The 15,794-nt window shown below is 68.4% G+C and carries 17 protein-coding genes; 11 read left to right on the forward strand and 6 right to left on the reverse strand.

The annotated features are described in order from the left end of the window. Positions 1-39 precede the first annotated feature (39 nt). The 11 genes from AC07OA_RS09270 to AC07OA_RS09320 all read left to right on the forward strand — a co-directional run bounded on the left by AC07OA_RS09270 (position 40) and on the right by AC07OA_RS09320 (position 8,369). Positions 40-453, forward strand: coding sequence for a hypothetical protein (locus tag AC07OA_RS09270; RefSeq protein ID WP_494663506.1), 414 nt, complete (start codon positions 40-42; stop codon positions 451-453). Further along, positions 453-968, forward strand: coding sequence for an RNA polymerase sigma factor (locus AC07OA_RS09275; protein WP_494663507.1), 516 nt, complete (start codon positions 453-455; stop codon positions 966-968). Before AC07OA_RS09270 ends, AC07OA_RS09275 begins: the two co-directional genes overlap by 1 nt. Next, complete coding sequence (locus AC07OA_RS09280) at positions 965-1,270, forward strand: hypothetical protein (protein WP_494663508.1); 306 nt, start codon at positions 965-967, stop codon at positions 1,268-1,270. The genes AC07OA_RS09275 and AC07OA_RS09280 overlap by 4 nt, the downstream gene beginning before the upstream one ends. A gap of 110 nt (positions 1,271-1,380) precedes the next feature. Further along, entirely contained in the window at positions 1,381-1,773 is a 393-nt protein-coding gene (locus AC07OA_RS09285) for a DUF6249 domain-containing protein (RefSeq protein WP_494663509.1), read from the forward strand. 30 nt (positions 1,774-1,803) lie between these two features. Further along, positions 1,804-2,391 carry an RNA polymerase sigma factor gene (locus AC07OA_RS09290; protein WP_494663510.1) on the forward strand — a complete coding sequence of 196 codons (588 nt, stop codon included), beginning with the start codon at positions 1,804-1,806 and terminating at the stop codon, positions 2,389-2,391. Next, entirely contained in the window at positions 2,384-2,761 is a 378-nt protein-coding gene (locus tag AC07OA_RS09295; protein ID WP_494663511.1) for a hypothetical protein, read from the forward strand. The genes AC07OA_RS09290 and AC07OA_RS09295 overlap by 8 nt, the downstream gene beginning before the upstream one ends. A 102-nt stretch (positions 2,762-2,863) precedes the next feature. Beyond that, positions 2,864-3,691 (forward strand): 3-methyl-2-oxobutanoate hydroxymethyltransferase, encoded by an 828-nt coding sequence (gene panB, locus AC07OA_RS09300; RefSeq protein ID WP_494663745.1) that lies wholly within the window; start codon positions 2,864-2,866, stop codon positions 3,689-3,691. A 166-nt stretch (positions 3,692-3,857) separates the two neighbouring features. Next, positions 3,858-4,613 carry a tetratricopeptide repeat protein gene (locus AC07OA_RS09305; protein ID WP_494663512.1) on the forward strand — a complete coding sequence of 252 codons (756 nt, stop codon included), beginning with the start codon at positions 3,858-3,860 and terminating at the stop codon, positions 4,611-4,613. 11 nt (positions 4,614-4,624) lie between these two features. Further along, entirely contained in the window at positions 4,625-6,037 is a 1,413-nt protein-coding gene (locus tag AC07OA_RS09310) for a PQQ-binding-like beta-propeller repeat protein (protein WP_494663513.1), read from the forward strand. A 109-nt stretch (positions 6,038-6,146) separates the two neighbouring features. After that, complete coding sequence (gene der, locus AC07OA_RS09315; RefSeq protein ID WP_494663514.1) at positions 6,147-7,916, forward strand: ribosome biogenesis GTPase Der; 1,770 nt, start codon at positions 6,147-6,149, stop codon at positions 7,914-7,916. Between the two features lie 96 nt (positions 7,917-8,012). Next, positions 8,013-8,369 carry a hypothetical protein gene (locus tag AC07OA_RS09320; protein ID WP_494663515.1) on the forward strand — a complete coding sequence of 119 codons (357 nt, stop codon included), beginning with the start codon at positions 8,013-8,015 and terminating at the stop codon, positions 8,367-8,369. A gap of 169 nt (positions 8,370-8,538) precedes the next feature. Here AC07OA_RS09320 and AC07OA_RS09325 read toward each other — a convergent pair whose 3' ends face one another. The 6 genes from AC07OA_RS09325 to radA all read right to left on the reverse strand — a co-directional run bounded on the left by AC07OA_RS09325 (position 8,539) and on the right by radA (position 15,758). Further along, a complete protein-coding gene (locus AC07OA_RS09325; RefSeq protein ID WP_494663516.1) occupies positions 8,539-10,053 on the reverse strand; it encodes a methyl-accepting chemotaxis protein in 1,515 nt (504 codons plus the stop codon). Between the two features lie 304 nt (positions 10,054-10,357). Continuing rightward, on the reverse strand, positions 10,358-11,110 hold the full coding sequence (locus AC07OA_RS09330; protein WP_494663517.1) for an SDR family NAD(P)-dependent oxidoreductase: 753 nt from the start codon (positions 11,108-11,110) through the stop codon (positions 10,358-10,360). Positions 11,111-11,151: 41 nt separating this feature from the next. Continuing rightward, positions 11,152-12,168, reverse strand: a complete 1,017-nt coding sequence (locus AC07OA_RS09335; protein WP_494663518.1) for a bile acid:sodium symporter family protein — start codon at positions 12,166-12,168, stop codon at positions 11,152-11,154. 91 nt (positions 12,169-12,259) lie between these two features. Next, on the reverse strand, positions 12,260-13,759 hold the full coding sequence (gene purF, locus AC07OA_RS09340; RefSeq protein ID WP_494663519.1) for an amidophosphoribosyltransferase: 1,500 nt from the start codon (positions 13,757-13,759) through the stop codon (positions 12,260-12,262). Beyond that, the gene (locus AC07OA_RS09345) at positions 13,756-14,379 is read right to left on the reverse strand and encodes a CvpA family protein (RefSeq protein WP_494663520.1); all 624 of its coding nucleotides are present in this window, start codon (positions 14,377-14,379) and stop codon (positions 13,756-13,758) included. Before AC07OA_RS09345 ends, purF begins: the two co-directional genes overlap by 4 nt. After that, entirely contained in the window at positions 14,376-15,758 is a 1,383-nt protein-coding gene (gene radA / locus AC07OA_RS09350) for a DNA repair protein RadA (RefSeq protein WP_494663521.1), read from the reverse strand. Before radA ends, AC07OA_RS09345 begins: the two co-directional genes overlap by 4 nt. Positions 15,759-15,794: the final 36 nt, after the last annotated feature.

The raw sequence follows: 15,794 nt of genomic DNA on the forward strand, positions 1-15,794 counted from the left end.
CCCGATTTCGGCGCCCGAGCGCGCCTGGAGACGATGACGATGGAAGACCTGTTTCGATCCTATTGGTGGCTGATCTTTCCGCTGAGCTGGTTCGTGTTCGGCGGCTACCAGAGCTGGCTGTCCTATCGCGCCAACAAGGATACCCTGGACCTGATCAAGGCCTATGCTCAGTCCGGCCGCGAGCCGCCGCCCGAACTGCTGGCCAAGCTGAACAAGCGGTGGAACGAGGGCGACGAGTTCGACGACCGTCCCCGCCACGACCGCCGCCACCGTCGCCAGCGCAGCTGGTATCAGGTGGCTCTGTTCGCCTGCCTGGGCATGGGCTTCACCTACGCCTCGGTCAGCGACCTCTACGAGGCCGGGCCGGCTTTCCTGATCGTCGCCTTCGTGATGGGCGCGCTCTGCGTGGCCTCGGTGGTGTCGATCCTGGCGGACCGAGGGTCGAGGGACTGATGGACGCGCCGCTTGTCCGGGCGGCGCGCGGTGGATCGCAATCGGCCTTCGCGCGGCTGGTGGCGGCGCACGAGAGGGCGCTGCGCGGGTTCCTGCGCAAGAGCGGTTTCGGCGACGCCGACGACATCGCCCAGGAGGCTTTCCTGGCGGCCTGGTCGAGCCTGGGGCGGCTGCGCGACGACGAGGGCTTTCGCGCCTGGCTCTTCGGCATCGCCTGGCGCAAGGCGCTGGATCACAGCCGATCCGCGCGCCGGGCGGCTCGGCGAGACGAGGCCTGGCGCGAGGAACAGGACGGGGAGGCGACGCGGCAGGCCGATCCGGCTGACCGCATGGCGCTCCAGACCGCCCTGGCCGACCTGCCGCCGGACCAGCGCGCCTGCGTCACCCTATGCCTGGGCCAGGGCTGGTCGCACGGCGAGGCGGCTCAGGCGTTGAATCTGCCCCTGGGCACCGTGAAGTCGCATGTGAACCGCGGACGTGAGAGACTGTTGGCCGTATTGGGAGACGCGTCATGAGCCCCGAAGATCGTTTGGCCGCTTTCCTGTCGGAGGATGAGACTCCGAACCGCGCTCCGACCGGCGTGGACGCCGTGTTCGTGGCCGAGGTGATGCAGAAGGTGGCGCGGCGCGAACTGGCCCTGACCCTGGGCTCGGCCGCCATGACCGCCCTGGCCGCCGGCGCGGTGCTGTGGGCCTGCGCCCCGGCGCTGGACCTGGCCGTCCGGACCCTGACGCCCGCCCTGACGCCTACCGCCGGTATCCTGACCCTGGTGGCCGCCGCGAGCCTGGTTGGAGGGCGGTTGCTGGCGCGTCGCTAGCCTTACGAAAGTTTCATCCGGCCGGGCGCCTCCAATCGCCATGGCTCAGGTCTCTTCCCTACAAGAACGACGCGCGACACGCTGTCGTCGGGAAAAGCGAGAGATTCGACATGGAAGACATTCTGGTTCCGTTGGGCCTGTTCACGATGATCGCCGCCATCGTCATCGTTCCCAACTATCTGCGGATCCGCGAACGCCGCGAGATGCAGAAGACGGTTCGCGCGGCCATCGAGAAGGGCCAGCCGCTGCCGCCCGAGCTGATCGAGGCGATGTCCAAGGACGTGCGGCCGCGCAAGGTTTCGTCGGCGCACCGCGACCTGCGGATCGGCGTGATCCTGCTGTTCGTGGCCGGCGGCATCGCCCTGACCGGCGTGGCCCTGGGCGGCATCAACGACAACGCCATGTTCGGCACCGTCAGCGGCGCGGCCATTCCCGGCATGATCGGCCTGGCGTTCCTCATTCTCAGCTTCTTCAACCCCAACAAGGGTCCGCCCGAGCTCTAGGCGCGGATACGGGGAGAGGGAAACAGATCCATGGGCCATGAACGCCCACCCACCGGCCACGATATCGAGCTGGCCGCCCTGGCGGCGGCCGGCGATCGAAGGGCCTTCGGCGAGCTGGTGCGCCGCCACGGCTCGGCCGTGCGGGGCCTGCTGCGCCGGCTGGGGGCCGACCCGGCCACCGCCGACGACATCGCCCAGGATGCGTTCCTGGTCGGTTTCGAGCAGATCGCCGACTATCGCGGGGAGGGGGCCTTTGCGGGCTGGATCAAGAAGACCGCCGCGCGGCTCTATCTGCGCAAGGTCAAGCGTGAGGCGCGGATGGTGCTGACCGAGGCGCCCGAGGACGAGGCTCCGGTCTCGTCGCAAGGGCAGGCGGCCACCGCCGATCGCCTCGATCTGGACGAAGCGCTCAAGCATCTTTCGAAGGCCGAGCGCCTGTGCGTCTCGCTTTGCTATGGGGCCGATTGGTCGCACGCCGAGGCGGCCGAGGTCTTGAATATCCCCCTCGGGACGGTCAAATCCCATGTCAAACGTGGTCTGGATAAACTCAGAGCCCGGATGGCCGCGCCGTCCGAAAGCGTATCGAACGACACCGTTCGGAGAGAAAGCCGTGGCTGACCTCGATTTCGAAGCTCAACTTTCGCGCCTGTATGGCCAGACGCCGGCGTTTCGCGACGCCGAGTTGTTCGCGCAGGAAGTGACTGATCGGCTGGATCGGGGCTGGGCTCTGCGCCGCGTGGCGATCGGTGCGACGGGCGTGGTCGCCGGCCTTGCGGCCGCGGTCCAGCTGGTCGGCAGCCGGTTCTCCAGCGAGCTGTCGACCGTCTCGCGGGACGGCGCCCAGCAGCTGGGCCTGAGCCTGGACAAGCTGACCAGCCGTTACGACCAGCTGTTCACCATGGGCGGGTCGGAGACCCTGTGGATCGCCGCCGCCCTGGCCATCCTGGCCGTGGCCTTCGGCGTCACGCGCCTAGTGGACGAGGTCTAGGCGGGTTTCACGGCCAAGTTTCGGGCCGCTTTTCATCGACGATGTTGCGGCGCCGCACGATCTGGCGGAAAACGGCACGCGTTTTTCGCTGGAGTACCGACCCTGTCCGCCCATCGTGAAGAGAAAATCCGTCGCCTGGCGGCCCCCGACATCGCCGCGCGCAAGGGCGGCGAGCCCATCGTCTGCCTGACGGCCTACACCGCGCCCATCGCCGCGGCGCTGGACGAGTCGTGCGACGTGCTGCTGGTCGGCGACTCGCTGGGCATGGTGGTCCACGGCCTGCCCAACACGGTGGGCGTGACCATGGAGATGATGATCCTGCACGGCCAGGCGGTGATGCGCGGCTCGCGCAAGGCCATGGTCGTGGTCGACATGCCCTTCGGCTCGTATGAGGGCGCGCCCGAGCAGGCCTACGCCAACGCCGTGCGGATCATGAAGGAGACCGGCTGCCAGGCGGTGAAGGTCGAGAGCGGCTCCACCGTCCCGGCCACCATCGCCTACTTGGTCCAGCGCGGCATCCCGGTCATGGGCCACATCGGCCTGCGCCCGCAGGCGGTGCTGGTCGACGGCGGCTTCAAGGCCAAGGGCAAGGACGAGGCCGGCCGACTCAAGGTGCTGGAGGAAGCGCGGGCCACGGCCGAGGCCGGGGCCTTCGCCGTCGTGGTCGAGGGCGTGGCCGAAGGGCTGGCGCGCGAAGTGACCGCGGCGATCTCGGTTCCCACCATCGGCATCGGCGCCTCGGCGGGCTGCGACGGCCAGGTGCTGGTCGTCGACGACATGCTGGGCCTGTTCGACTGGACGCCCAAGTTCGTGCGCCGCTACGCCGACCTGAAGGGCGAGATCGAACGCGCCGCCGCCGACTACGCGCGGGACGTCAAGGCCCGCACCTTCCCCGGCGAGGCCGAGACCTACTACGCCAAGAAGGGCTGACGAGGCTCGCGCGGCGGTTCCGCCCCGTTGCGGCTGATCCAGACACGCTATAGGTTCGCCGCCTCGGCGGGTCCGCTCGTCATGTGTTCATCTCTCGCGTGGGGCTCGGAGCGATCCGGGGCTCGCGCTTCAGGGCGCGGTTGTCGCCCGTATCGGAGCCTCGTTCGTGGTCGATGTGTTTGACGAGGTCGAAGAGCAGCTTCGCTCCGACCGCTACAAGTCCCTGGCGCTGAAGGCCCTGCCCTGGGCGGGCGCGGTGGCGGTGGCGGCGATTCTGGTCGCGGGCGGCTGGATGGGCTGGACCAGCTATCAGGAAAGCCAGACCAACAAGGCCGGCGAAGCCTATCAGGCGGCGCTGATGAGCCTGGAGAAGTCCGGCCCGACCAGCGCGTTCCCGGCCTTCGAGGCGATCTCCAAGACCGGCCCCAAGGCCTACAAGGCCCTGGCCTTGATGCAGATGGGCGCCGTCCGCCTGGATGCGAACAAAACCGCCGACGCGGTGCGTTATTTCGACGAAGCGGCCAAGCTTGCGCCCAATCCGGTGCTCGCCGACGAAGCCGGCCTCAATTCCGCCTTGGCGCTCCTCGACACGGCTCCATACAAGGATGTCGAGGCGAGGCTGACCCCGTTGATGGGCGAGAAGAGTCCCTATCGCGTGCAAGCGAAGGAAGCGCTGGCGTTCGCCAAGCTGCGCAACGGCGATCTCGTCGGCGCGCGCGCCGATTTCGTGGTGCTGGCCACCTCGCTGGACAACTCGTCGGACGACGTGCGCCAGCGCGCCCAAGCCGCGCGCGACATGATCGATTCCGGCTCGGCCAAGTCGCTGCCGGACGTGGTCAAGGCCGCCATCGCCATGCCGCGCCCCTCCGCCGCCCTGCCGCCGCCGACCGGCCCGCAAGCCGCCCCCGCTACCGCCCAATGAGCCGACGCCCCATGACGACTAAGCGCTATCTGCTTCTCACCGCGATGCTGACCGCCGCGGTGTCGGTGGCCGGCTGTTCGACGGTTTCCAAACTCAATCCCTTCGACAAGAAGGAAGCCAACAAGACCCTGGCCACCCAGGGTCAGCGGATCTCGGTCATCGCCTTCGACCAGAAGGTCGAGCAGTCCGAAGGGCTGAAGGGCACAGACTTCTACCTGCCGGACGCCACGGTCCAGGCCGACTGGCCGCTGCCGGGCGGCAACGCCGAGCAGTCGGTGGAGCATGTCGCCGCCGCCGCCAATTTCGACGTCGCCTGGAAGAAGGGCTTCGGCCAGAAGGGCACGCGCAAGTTCCACATCACCGCCCCGCCGGTGGCCGCCGACGGCAAGATCTTCGTGATGGACGGCGAGGCGACCGTGGTCGCCATCGACGCCAAGAGCGGCTCGACCCTGTGGCGCAAGGACCTGCGACCGGCCAAGGCCCCGGGCAAGAAGCACGGCCTGCTGGGCTTCGGCGGCTCGGGCGATCGCCTGGGCTTCGGCGGCGGCGTGGCCTATGCCGGCGGCAAGCTGTACGTCGCCTCGGGCTTCCGCTTCGTGGCTCAGCTTGACGCGGCGACCGGGAACGAAGCCTGGCGCCAGCAGATCGGCACGCCGATCCATTCGGCGCCCACCGTCGCGGACGGCCGGGTGTTCGTCATCTCGACCGACAACGAACTGCTGACCTTCAACGCCGCCGACGGCGCTCCGGGCTGGACCTACCAGGCCCTGATCGAGCCGGCCCGCATCCTGGCGGCCACCAGCCCGGCCGTCAGCGGCGACACGGTGATCAGCGGTTTCGCCTCGGGCGAGCTGGTGGCCCTGCGCGCCACCAACGGCAACGACCTGTGGAGCGAGGCGCTCAGCCGCGCCAGCCGCACCAACGCCCTGTCGGAAATCCGCGACATCGCCGGCCGTCCGGTGATCTACAAGGGCGACGTGTTCGCCGTCAGCCATTCGGGCGTGTTCTCGGCCACCGACCTGCGCACGGGCCAGGCCCGCTGGAACCTGCCGGTCACCGCCATCACCACGCCCTGGGTCGCCGGCGACGTGGTCTATGTGGTCGACAAATCGGGCCAGGTGATCTGCGCCTCGCGCGAGAACGGTCAGGTCTATTGGATCCGCGACCTCAACAACACCGACAAGCTGAGCAAGAAGCAGAAGAAGAAGCGCGCCAAGCACCCGGTGCTGTGGTCGACGCCGATCCTGGCTTCGGGCCGCCTGATCACGGCGTCCAGCGACGGCCAGGCCGTGGCGCTGAACCCCAAGACCGGCGAGACCGTCAAGACGCTGAAGCTGGGCCAATCGGTGCTGCTGGGCCCGATCGCCATGGGCGACACGGTCTATATCGCCACCGACGAAGCCGACCTGATCGCCATCCGCTAGGTCATTCCGGACTCGTTCCGGAACCACAATTCAGTCGCCATGAACCCGGGCTGGTCCTTACCAGTCCGGGTTTGTCGCTTTTGTCCCCGAAATCGACTAATCACAGCCCATGCCTTTGAAACTCGCCATCGTCGGCCGCCCCAATGTGGGCAAGTCGACCCTGTTCAACCGTCTGGCCGGCAAGAAGCTGGCCCTGGTCGACGACCAGCCGGGCGTCACCCGCGACCGCCGGTTCGCCCACGGCCGCCTGGGCGACCTTGACCTGGAGCTGATCGACACCGCCGGCTTCGAGGACGTGGCCGACGAGAGCCTGGAGGCGCGGATGCGCGCCCAGACCGAGCTGGCGATCGACGAGGCCGACGTGTCCCTGCTGGTGTTCGACGCCCGCGAGGGCCTGACGCCGCTGGACAAGATCTTCGCCGAGATCCTGCGCAAGCGGAACAAGCCGGTGCTGGTCGCGGCCAACAAGTCCGAGGGCAAGGCCGGCGACCACGGCGCGGCCGAGGCCAATGTCCTGGGCCTGGGCGAGCCGATCCAGATCTCGGGCGAGCACGGCGAAGGCATGGCCGAGCTCTACGCGGCCCTGATCGCCATCGCGCCGGAAGAGCTGCAGGACGAGCACGACGACGAGGACGACGACAAGCCGATCCGGATCGCCATCGTCGGCCGTCCCAACGCCGGCAAGTCGACCCTGATCAACCGCCTGATCGGCGAGCAGCGCCTGCTGACCGGTCCGGAAGCTGGCATCACCCGCGACTCCATCTCGGTCGACTGGGACTGGGGCGGGCGCAAAGTGCGCCTGGTCGACACCGCCGGCCTGCGCAAGAAGGCCAAGGTCAACGAGAAGCTGGAGAAGCTCTCGACCGCCGACACCATCCGCTCGCTGACCTTCGCCGAGGTGGTGTTGCTGGTGATGGACGCCACCCATCCGTTCGAGACCCAGGACCTGCAGATCGCCGACCTGGCCGAGCGGGAAGGGCGCTGCGTGGTCTTCGTCCTGGCCAAGTGGGACCTGATCGAGGATCCGGCCCAGATCCTGAAGGACTTCAACGAACACGCCGAGCGCATGCTGCCCCAGCTGCGCGGCGCGCCGGTGGTGGCGCTGTCGGGCGAAACCGGCAAGGGTGTCGAGCGCCTGATGCCGGCCGTGCTGAAGAGCCACAAGGACTGGGCCACCAAGGTCAAGACCCGCGACCTGAACGACTGGCTGCAGATGGCCATGCAGCGCCACCCGCCGCCCAGCGTCGGCGGCAAGCGCATCAAGCCCAAGTACATGGCCCAGACCAAGGCCCGTCCGCCCACCTTCGTGCTGTTCTCCAGCCGCGCCGACCAGATGCCCGACCACTATCGGCGCTATCTGATCAACAGCCTGCGCGAAAGCTTCGACCTGCCGGGCGTGCCGCTGCGCATCACCATCAAGTCGGGCGCCAACCCCTATGCCGAGGGCGAGGCCAAGGGCCACAGCGGCAAGGGCAAGCGCGAATTCGAACGCAAGGAGCGCGAGAAGGAACGCATCCGCGCCTCGCGCAACACGGTCAAGAAATCGGTGCGCGTAGCCGAGGCCGCCGCGGTGGCCGCAGCCGAAGCCGCGGGCCTGCCCCCGCCGTCGCCGAGCACGGGCAAGCCCGCCTCGAAGGCTTCCAAGGCGCCCAAGCCGACCGAGATCGCCGCGACGCCCGCCGCCGAGCCGGGCAAGGCGGCGGTCAAGTCGGTGAAGAAGCAAGGCCCCAAGGCCCAGAAGAAGTCGACCACGCCCAGCTACAAGGTCGGTTTCAAGTCGGCCGGCGGCAAGATGGCGGGCTCCAAGACCGCCGCGCGTCGTCCGGTGGCGGGCGCGAAAGTGGTGCGAGGCAACAAGGCTCCGCCCAAGGGACGCTAGAGCTTCGTCCGGCGTCTTGCTGGACCGCAGAATCTACCCTAGGTGTCGCTCTTGGGGCGATCCGGCCATGGCGGCCGGGTCCTGGGGAAGTTGCGTATGTCCATCGTCGTCGCCTGGTTGGCCGTGGCCCTGAGCCAGGCCGAAGCCGCTGTCGCGCCGCCACCGCCGCCAAAGCCGGCGACCTGCGTGGCCCCCACGCCGCCGGTCTCCATTCGGCCGACCCTGCCGCCGGTTCCCAAGCTGCCCGGCTGCGTAAACGAAGCCAAGGGCACGCACACCTGCCGCAAGGGCGAGATCGACCGCTACAACGCGGCCATGAAGTCGCGCAATAACGCGATGGAAGACTTCATCTCCGCCGCCAATGCCTATTCGGTGCTGCTGAACCAGTACACCCTGGCCGCCAACGACTATGCGCGTTGCGAACTGCGCGAGGTCCGCAAGGCCGAGGACTAGGCAAAGCGAACGGGCCTCCCCGCGAAGGAAGGCCCGGCGAACGCTTTGGGGTACGCAACGCTTACTGACGCTTACTGAACAAGGGCGCGCCGGGAGACGAGGGGGGGGGGGAATCGCCCCCCGGCGCATTCACGATCCGGATCTTCCGGAAACCGGATCGAGAAACCGTCTAGAACTCTTCCCACTCCGCCGCGAGCGCGGCGCTGGAGCCAGGGCGCAGCTGGGTGGCGAGGCGGGCCTGGGCCTGGCCGACCGGATTGGCGGCCGGGCGATGGGCTTCGGCGCGGGCCGGTTCGGGGCGCCGAACGGGCGCCGAGGCCGTGGCCCCGCCGGTGTCGAAGCGCTCGACCAGATTGGCCAGGGCGCGGGCTTCCGAGCGCAGGTTGGCGGCGGCGGCGGTGGCCTCCTCGCACATGGCGGCGTTGCGCTGGGTGACCTGGTCCATCTGGTTGACCGCGGTGTTGACCTGGTTGAGGCCGGTGGCCTGTTCCTGGGACGACTGGGCGATCTCGGAGATCAGGGTGTCGATCTCGGCGATCTTGCCGACGATGCCGCTGAGCGACTGGCCAGTGTCGCTGACCAGGCGGGCGCCGCGCTCCACCTGGGCGGTGCTGCTGGCGATGAGGGTCTTGATCTCCTTGGCCGCCTCCGCCGAGCGCTGGGCCAGGGCCCGCACTTCCTGGGCGACGACGGCAAAGCCTCGGCCGGCTTCACCGGCGCGGGCCGCCTCGACCCCGGCGTTCAGAGCCAGCAGGTTGGTCTGGAAGGCGATCTCGTCGATCACGCCGATGATCTGGCCGATCTTGCCCGAGCTCTGCTCGATCTCGCCCATGGCGGCGATGGCGTCGCGCATGATCTCGCCCGAGCGGGTGGCGTCCTCGCGAGTGTTGGAGGCGGCTGTCGAGGCCTGCTTGGCCCCCTCGGCGCTGCGGCGAACCGTGGCGGTGATCTCGTCCAGGGCGGCGGCGGTCTCCTCCAGGGAAGCGGCCTGCTGCTCGGTGCGCTTGGCCAGGTCTTCGGAGGCGTTGGTGATCTCGTCGGAGCCGTTGCGCACCCCGCTGGTCGAACCGGAGATCTCGAGCATGGCGTTGCGCAGCGAGACCAGGGCGCTGTTGAAGTCTTCCTTGATCGGCAGGAAGCGGCCTTCGAAATTCTCGGTGATCTGGGCGGTCAGGTCGCCGTTGGCCAGGCGCTTGAGATAGGTGGCCAGCGAGCAGACCACGGCGCTCTGCTCGGCCTCGGCCTTGCGGCGCTTTTCGTTCTCGATGCGCTCCAGCTCGACCTCGGTGATGTCGATGGCGAACTTGATGACCTTGTAGGGCTTGCCGTCGGCGTCGAAGATCGGGTTGTACGAGGCCTGGATCCAGACGTCCTTGCCGCCCTTGCCCACGCGCTGGAACTTGTCGGAGAAGAACTCGCCTCGGTTCAGCGTTGCCCAGAAGGTGCGGTACTCGGCGCTGCGGGCGTAGTCGGCGTCGACGAACATCTCGTGATGGCGCCCGACGATCTCCTCGAGACCATAGCCGACAGCGCCCAGGAAGTTACGGTTGGCGGTGATGATCGTGCCGTCGAGTTGAAACTCGATCATGGCCTGCGACCGGTTGATCGCGGCGACGGTGCCCTCCAGATCGGTCAGGCGTTGGGCCGCCTTCGGATCGGTACGCTTGGTTGAGAACAGCGACATGGCATTTCCCCGTGCAGGACCAATGGCGGCCCTATTGCACGAGGAGCGTGCATCCCTCGCGTTGAAAAAGGTCTTAACGTTAAGCGGGGAAAACACGCGTTATGCTGCGTCAGGTTGGCGCAGATCAATTTTAGGGCGACCTTGAAAAAGCTCGACCACGACACTGAAAATCAAAGCTAAAGCTCTGATTTTCAGGACTTTGTCGATATCCCGACACTCGGTCGACACGAGTGGAGTCGGCCACCGTCACGCTTTGGGGTGGAAAGGTGACGTTAATGCTCAACCTTCGGATCGAGGCCGCGCCTCAACCCACGCTGGCCGACTCCTGGCCGCGATCCTTTAGACGCACCACGCCCTTGGGTGGAACCCGGTCGGGGCGGGCCAGGTCGACGATCAGCGGGACGATGGTGTCGGGCGCCGGGACGCTCTGTGGGTCCTCGCCCGGGAAGGCGCCGGCCCGCATGCGGGTGCGCATGGCGCCGGGATCCACGCTGACGGCGCGCACCGTGGTGTTCTCCATCTCGTCGTCGTAGCAGGCGACGATGGCCTCCAGGCCCGCCTTGGAAGCCGCATAGCCGCCCCAGAAGGCCCGATGGGTCTGGGCGACGCTGCTGGTCAGGAAGATGGCCCGTCCGGCCTCGGCGCGGCGCAGCAGCGGGTCCATGGCCCGGATCAGCCGCCAGTTGGCCGTCAGGTTGGTGGCCATGATCATGTCCCAGCCCTTGGGGTCCAGGTGACCGACCGGGGTCAGGGCGCCCAGAACGCCGGCGGCGCCGACGACGACGTCCAGCTTGCCGAACCGCTCGTAGAGGGCCGCGCCCAGCTGGTCCAGGCCGTCGGCCTCGCGCAGGTCCAGCGGGACCAGGGTGGCGTGCTCGCCGGTGGCGGCGAAGATGGTGTCGTCCAGGGCTTCCAGAGCGCCCTGGGTGCGGCCCAGCGCGATGACATGGGCGCCGGCCTTGGCCAGGCCCACGGCGATGGCCTCGCCAATGCCGCGCGTGGCGCCGGTGACGAGGGCGATGCGGCCGGCCAGCGGCTTTTCGGAGTCGGAATTCATGGGCGGGTTCTAGTGGCTATGGCCGGCGATGGGAACCGGGATCAGGCTTCGTCCACCGGACGCGCGCCGTAGCGCTGGGCCAGGACCGAGCAGGCCATCAGTTGCACCTGGTGGAACAGCATCACCGGAAGGACCAGGATGCCCGCGGTGGGCCCCGGGAATAGGATGCCGGCCATGGGCACCCCCGTGGCCAGGCTCTTCTTCGAGCCGCAGAACACGATGGCCACCTCGTCGGCCTTGGAGAAGCCCAGGGCGCGCGAGCCGAACATGGTCGCGGCCATCACGACGGCCAGCAGCAGAAGGCTGGCCACCAGCAGGGCCAGCAGCTCGGGCAGCGAGACCTTGTTCCAGATGCCCTCGACCACGGCGGCGCTGAAGGCCGAATAGACCACCAGCAGGATCGAACCCCGGTCCACCCGGCCGACCAGGGTCTTGTGCTTTTCGATCCAGGCGCCGAGCCAGGGGCGGGCGATCTGGCCGGCCACGAAGGGCAGGAGCAGCTGGATGATGATCGACTTGATCGAGTCCCAGCCGCCGACGTCGCCATGGGCCTGCATCAGCAAGCCCACCAGCACCGGCGTCAGGAAGATGCCCAGCAGGTTCGAGGCCGAGGCGGCGCAGACGGCGGCGGCCACGTTGCCTCGCCCGATCGAGGTGAAGGCGATCGAGGACTGCACGGTCGATGGCAGGCAACAGAGGAACAGCATGCCGGTCGACAGGGTGGGCGACAGCAGGCCCGACTTACTGATCAGCAGGCCCAGCACCGGGAACAGCACGAAGGTGAAGGCCAGGATCGTCAGGTGCAGCCGCCAGTGGGTCATGCCCGCGACCACGGCCTCGCGCGACAGCTTGGCGCCGTGCAGGAAGAACAGCAGGGCGATGGCGATCTTGACCACCCAGCCCACGATCGTCGCCGCCTCGCCCCGTACGGGCAGGATCGAGGCCAGGACCACCATGCCGACCAGGGCGATGATGTAGCCGTCGATCTTCAGCTTGGCGAGGAGCGTGGAAACGGGATTGGGCACTGGGCGTCTCTCGATGCGTCTTCGCCCGGTCATCCGCGCGACCCAAGCCAAGCCGCCGGGACGTCCCGGTTAGCCCAGCTTGGGTCCCCCGAACAAGTCGGGGGATGACGCAGGTTGAGGAAACCTAGGCGCTCAGCAGCGACAGCTGCTTTTCGGCCTGGTCGTTGCGGCCTTCGGCGATCTCGCGGTCGGTCAGGCGGGTGGGATAGTCGCCGGTGAAGTAGTGATCGGTGAACTGCGGGTGGGCCGGGTCGCGCGGACCGGCTTCCAGCGCCTGGTAGAGGCCGTCGACCGACAGGAAGCCCAGGCTGTCGACTTCCAGGAACCTGGCCATCTCCTCCAGCGACTTGTTGGCCGCCAGCAGCTGATCGCGCTCGGGCATGTCGATGCCGTAGAAGTCGGGCCACTTGATCGGCGGGCTGGCCGAACGCAGGTGGACCTCGGCGGCGCCCGCCTCGCGGACCATGCGCACGATCTTCAGCGAGGTGGTGCCGCGCACGATGGAGTCGTCAATCAGGATCACGCGCTTGCCTTCCAGCACGGCGCGGTTGGGGCTGTGCTTCATGCGCACGCCCAGTTCGCGCACGCCCTGGGTCGGCTGGATGAAGGTGCGGCCCACATAGTGGTTGCGAATGATGCCCAGGTCGAAGGGCAGGCCGCTCTGCTGGGCGAAGCCGATGGCGGCGGGCACGCCGCTGTCGGGCACGGGCACCACCACGTCGGCCTCGACGCCGGTCTCGATGGCCAGGCGCTGGCCCATGCGCTTGCGCACCTCATAGACCGAGCGGCCGTTCACGACGCTGTCGGGACGGGCGAAGTAGACATACTCGAACACGCAGGGGCGAGCGGCGACGTTCTGGAACGGCTTGAGCGACTTCACGCCGGTCTCGGAGATCACAACCATCTCACCGTGCTCGACGTCGCGCACGAAGCGGGCGCCGATCATGTCCAGCGCGCAGGTCTCGGACGCCAGGATAGGCTGGCCGTCCAGGTCGCCCAGCACCAGCGGACGGATGCCCAGCGGGTCGCGCAGGCCGATCATCTTCTTGTTGGTGATGGCCACGATGGCGTAGCCGCCCTCGATCTGGCCGACGGCGTCGATGAAGCGATCGACGATGCGGGCCTTCCGCGAGCGGGCGATCAGGTGGAGGATCACCTCGCTGTCCGAGGTGGACTGGAAGATCGCGCCTTCCTGCACCAGGCGCTCGCGCAGGGTGAGGAAGTTGGTCAGGTTGCCGTTGTGGGCGATGGCCACGCCGCCGGTCTCGAGATCGGCGAACATCGGCTGGACGTTGCGGATGCCGCTGCCGCCGGCCGTGGAATAGCGGGTGTGGCCGATGGCCATGCCGCCGGGCAGGCGCTGGACCAGGTCGTTGCCGGTGAAGGCGTCGCCCACGTGGCCCATGTGGCGTTCGGTGTGGAAGCGCTGGCCGTCGAAGGCGGCGATGCCGCAGGCTTCCTGGCCGCGATGCTGCAGGGCGTGCAGGCCCAGGGCGGTGACGGCGGCGGCGTCGCGCACGCCGTAGACGCCGAAGACCCCGCATTCGAGGCGCAGGGTGTCGTCTTCGGGATCACGCCAAGGCTTGGACGAGAAGCGGTCGGTCGACTGGCCGAAGGACGTCATCGCGATTTCTCCACCAGATCGTCGACGGAACGACGCTGGTCCTTATCATAACCTGCTTCGCCCGACTTGCCGTCGGACGGTTTGTCGCTGGCGCCGTCATGGACGGCGTCCTCGATGGCGGGAGCCAGCTTGCCGGCCAGACCCGCGCCCTTGGGGGCGAACACCTTCAGCACGCGGCCGGCGGCGTTGGACAGGGGGTAGAGCGCCGACTTCGACATCCAGCTGGGGACGCGGTCGGGCGGGGTGGCCATGTGGAACACCAGGCTGAACACGCCCAGCACCACCAGGCCGCGCAGCAGGCCGAAGGCCAGACCCATCAAGCGGTCCAGCGTGCCCAGGGCGCCGTCGGCGTGCAGGGTCTTGCTGATCTGGGCGCCCAGCAGGCGCAGCAGGACGAAGATGATGACGAAGCTGACCAGGATCGCGGCCGCCGTGGCCGCCCAGTCCGGATCCATCATGCCGCGGAACAGCGGGCCGGTGACCCGCAGGGCCAGCAGGGCCAGCACGGCGGCGACGATGAACGACAGGGCCGAGGTCAGCTCGCGCGAGGCGCCGCGCGCGAAGCCCACCACGGCCGAAACCACCAGGATCAGGCCGAAGATGATGTCGAAAGGCGTCACGTCAGCTGGCCCCAGATCTCGTCGCCGATGCGCCGGACGGCGTCGGCCAGTCGCGCCACCCCGGCGACGGGCAGGGCTCCGCCGCCTTCGGGAAGCCCCGACAGCGGTCCCAGGGCCCGGCCAAAGCCGAGTTTCGCGGCCTCTTTCAAACGTGTCTCCATACGGCTCACGGGCCGCACTTCACCGGAAAGACTGACCTCGCCGAAGACGACGCAGTCCTGCGGCAGGGCGATGTCCAGGGCCGAGGAGGCCAAGGCCGCCGCCGCCGCCAAGTCCGCCGCCGGCTCGGTGATCCGCAGGCCGCCAGCGACGTTCAGATAGACGTCCTTGTTGCCAAAACCAAGGCCGCACCGTGATTCAAGCACGGCCAGGACCATAGCCAGGCGTCCGGAATCCCATCCGACCACGGCGCGTCTGGGCGTTCCGTACGCGGAGGGCGCGACCAGGGCCTGGAATTCCACCAGGACGGGCCGCGACCCCTCGATGCCGGCGAATACCGCCGCGCCCGCCGCGCGCTCGCCGCCCTCGTTGAGGAACAGGGCCGAAGGGTTCTTCACCTCGCGCAGGCCCGCGTCGCCCATCTCGAACACCCCGATCTCGTCGGTGGCGCCGAAGCGATTTTTGGCGCCGCGCAGCACCCGGAACGGATAGCCCCGTTCGCCCTCGAAGCTGAGCACCGCATCGACCAGATGCTCGACCACGCGCGGGCCGGCGATCTGGCCGTCCTTGGTGACGTGGCCAACCATCAGGATGGCCACGCCCTGCTTCTTGGCCAGACGGACCAGCTCGCTGGCGCAGGCGCGGACCTGGGTGACCGTGCCGGGCCCGGCCTCGTGGGCGTCGCTCCACAAGGTCTGGATCGAATCGATGACGACGAGGTCGAACTTCTCGCGCTTCAGCCCGTCCAAGATGTCGCGCAGGCTGCTCTCGGCGGCCAGCTTCACGGGGGCCTGGGCGAAGCCCATGCGGTCGGCGCGGCCGCGGATCTGGGCCACGGCCTCTTCGCCCGAGATGTAGGCGCAGTTGACGCCGGCCAGGCTGGCCTTGGCCATCACCTCCAGCAGCAGGGTCGATTTGCCGACGCCGGGGTCACCGCCGATCAGGATCGCCGAGCCCGGCACCACGCCGCCGCCGCAAACCCGGTCGAACTCGTCGACGCCGGTGATGATGCGGGGCGGGGGCGGGGCGTCGCTTTCCAGACCGGTGAACTGCAGGCCGCGCGTACGCGTGGCCTTGGTGCTGGACATCGAGCCGGGGGCGCGGACGCCGGTCTCCTCGACCAGGCTGTTCCAGCTCTGACAGGACGAGCATTGCCCCGACCACTTAGTCGAGACCGCCCCGCAGGACTGGCAGGCGTAGACGGCGCCGTCGCGGGCCATGGGTGCTCCTGATTCGAGGATGACAGAAGCGTACAG

Source organism: Caulobacter sp. GW821-FHT09B08 (genome assembly GCF_059418225.1).

Bases quoted from the DNA above. Each gene is read 5' to 3' on its own strand.
- purF (WP_494663519.1), bottom strand. From the start codon at position 13,759: ATGACGTCCTTCGGCCAGTCGACCGACCGCTTCTCGTCCAAGCCTTGG.
- AC07OA_RS09285 (WP_494663509.1), top strand. From the start codon at position 1,381: ATGGAAGACATTCTGGTTCCGTTGGGCCTGTTCACGATGATCGCCGCC.
- AC07OA_RS09310 (WP_494663513.1), top strand. From the start codon at position 4,625: ATGACGACTAAGCGCTATCTGCTTCTCACCGCGATGCTGACCGCCGCG.
- AC07OA_RS09280 (WP_494663508.1), top strand. From the start codon at position 965: ATGAGCCCCGAAGATCGTTTGGCCGCTTTCCTGTCGGAGGATGAGACT.
- AC07OA_RS09320 (WP_494663515.1), top strand. From the start codon at position 8,013: ATGTCCATCGTCGTCGCCTGGTTGGCCGTGGCCCTGAGCCAGGCCGAA.
- AC07OA_RS09325 (WP_494663516.1), bottom strand. From the start codon at position 10,053: ATGTCGCTGTTCTCAACCAAGCGTACCGATCCGAAGGCGGCCCAACGC.
- radA (WP_494663521.1), bottom strand. From the start codon at position 15,758: ATGGCCCGCGACGGCGCCGTCTACGCCTGCCAGTCCTGCGGGGCGGTC.
- AC07OA_RS09275 (WP_494663507.1), top strand. From the start codon at position 453: ATGGACGCGCCGCTTGTCCGGGCGGCGCGCGGTGGATCGCAATCGGCC.
- AC07OA_RS09270 (WP_494663506.1), top strand. From the start codon at position 40: ATGGAAGACCTGTTTCGATCCTATTGGTGGCTGATCTTTCCGCTGAGC.
- der (WP_494663514.1), top strand. From the start codon at position 6,147: ATGCCTTTGAAACTCGCCATCGTCGGCCGCCCCAATGTGGGCAAGTCG.
- AC07OA_RS09290 (WP_494663510.1), top strand. From the start codon at position 1,804: ATGGGCCATGAACGCCCACCCACCGGCCACGATATCGAGCTGGCCGCC.
- AC07OA_RS09335 (WP_494663518.1), bottom strand. From the start codon at position 12,168: ATGACCGGGCGAAGACGCATCGAGAGACGCCCAGTGCCCAATCCCGTT.
- AC07OA_RS09330 (WP_494663517.1), bottom strand. From the start codon at position 11,110: ATGAATTCCGACTCCGAAAAGCCGCTGGCCGGCCGCATCGCCCTCGTC.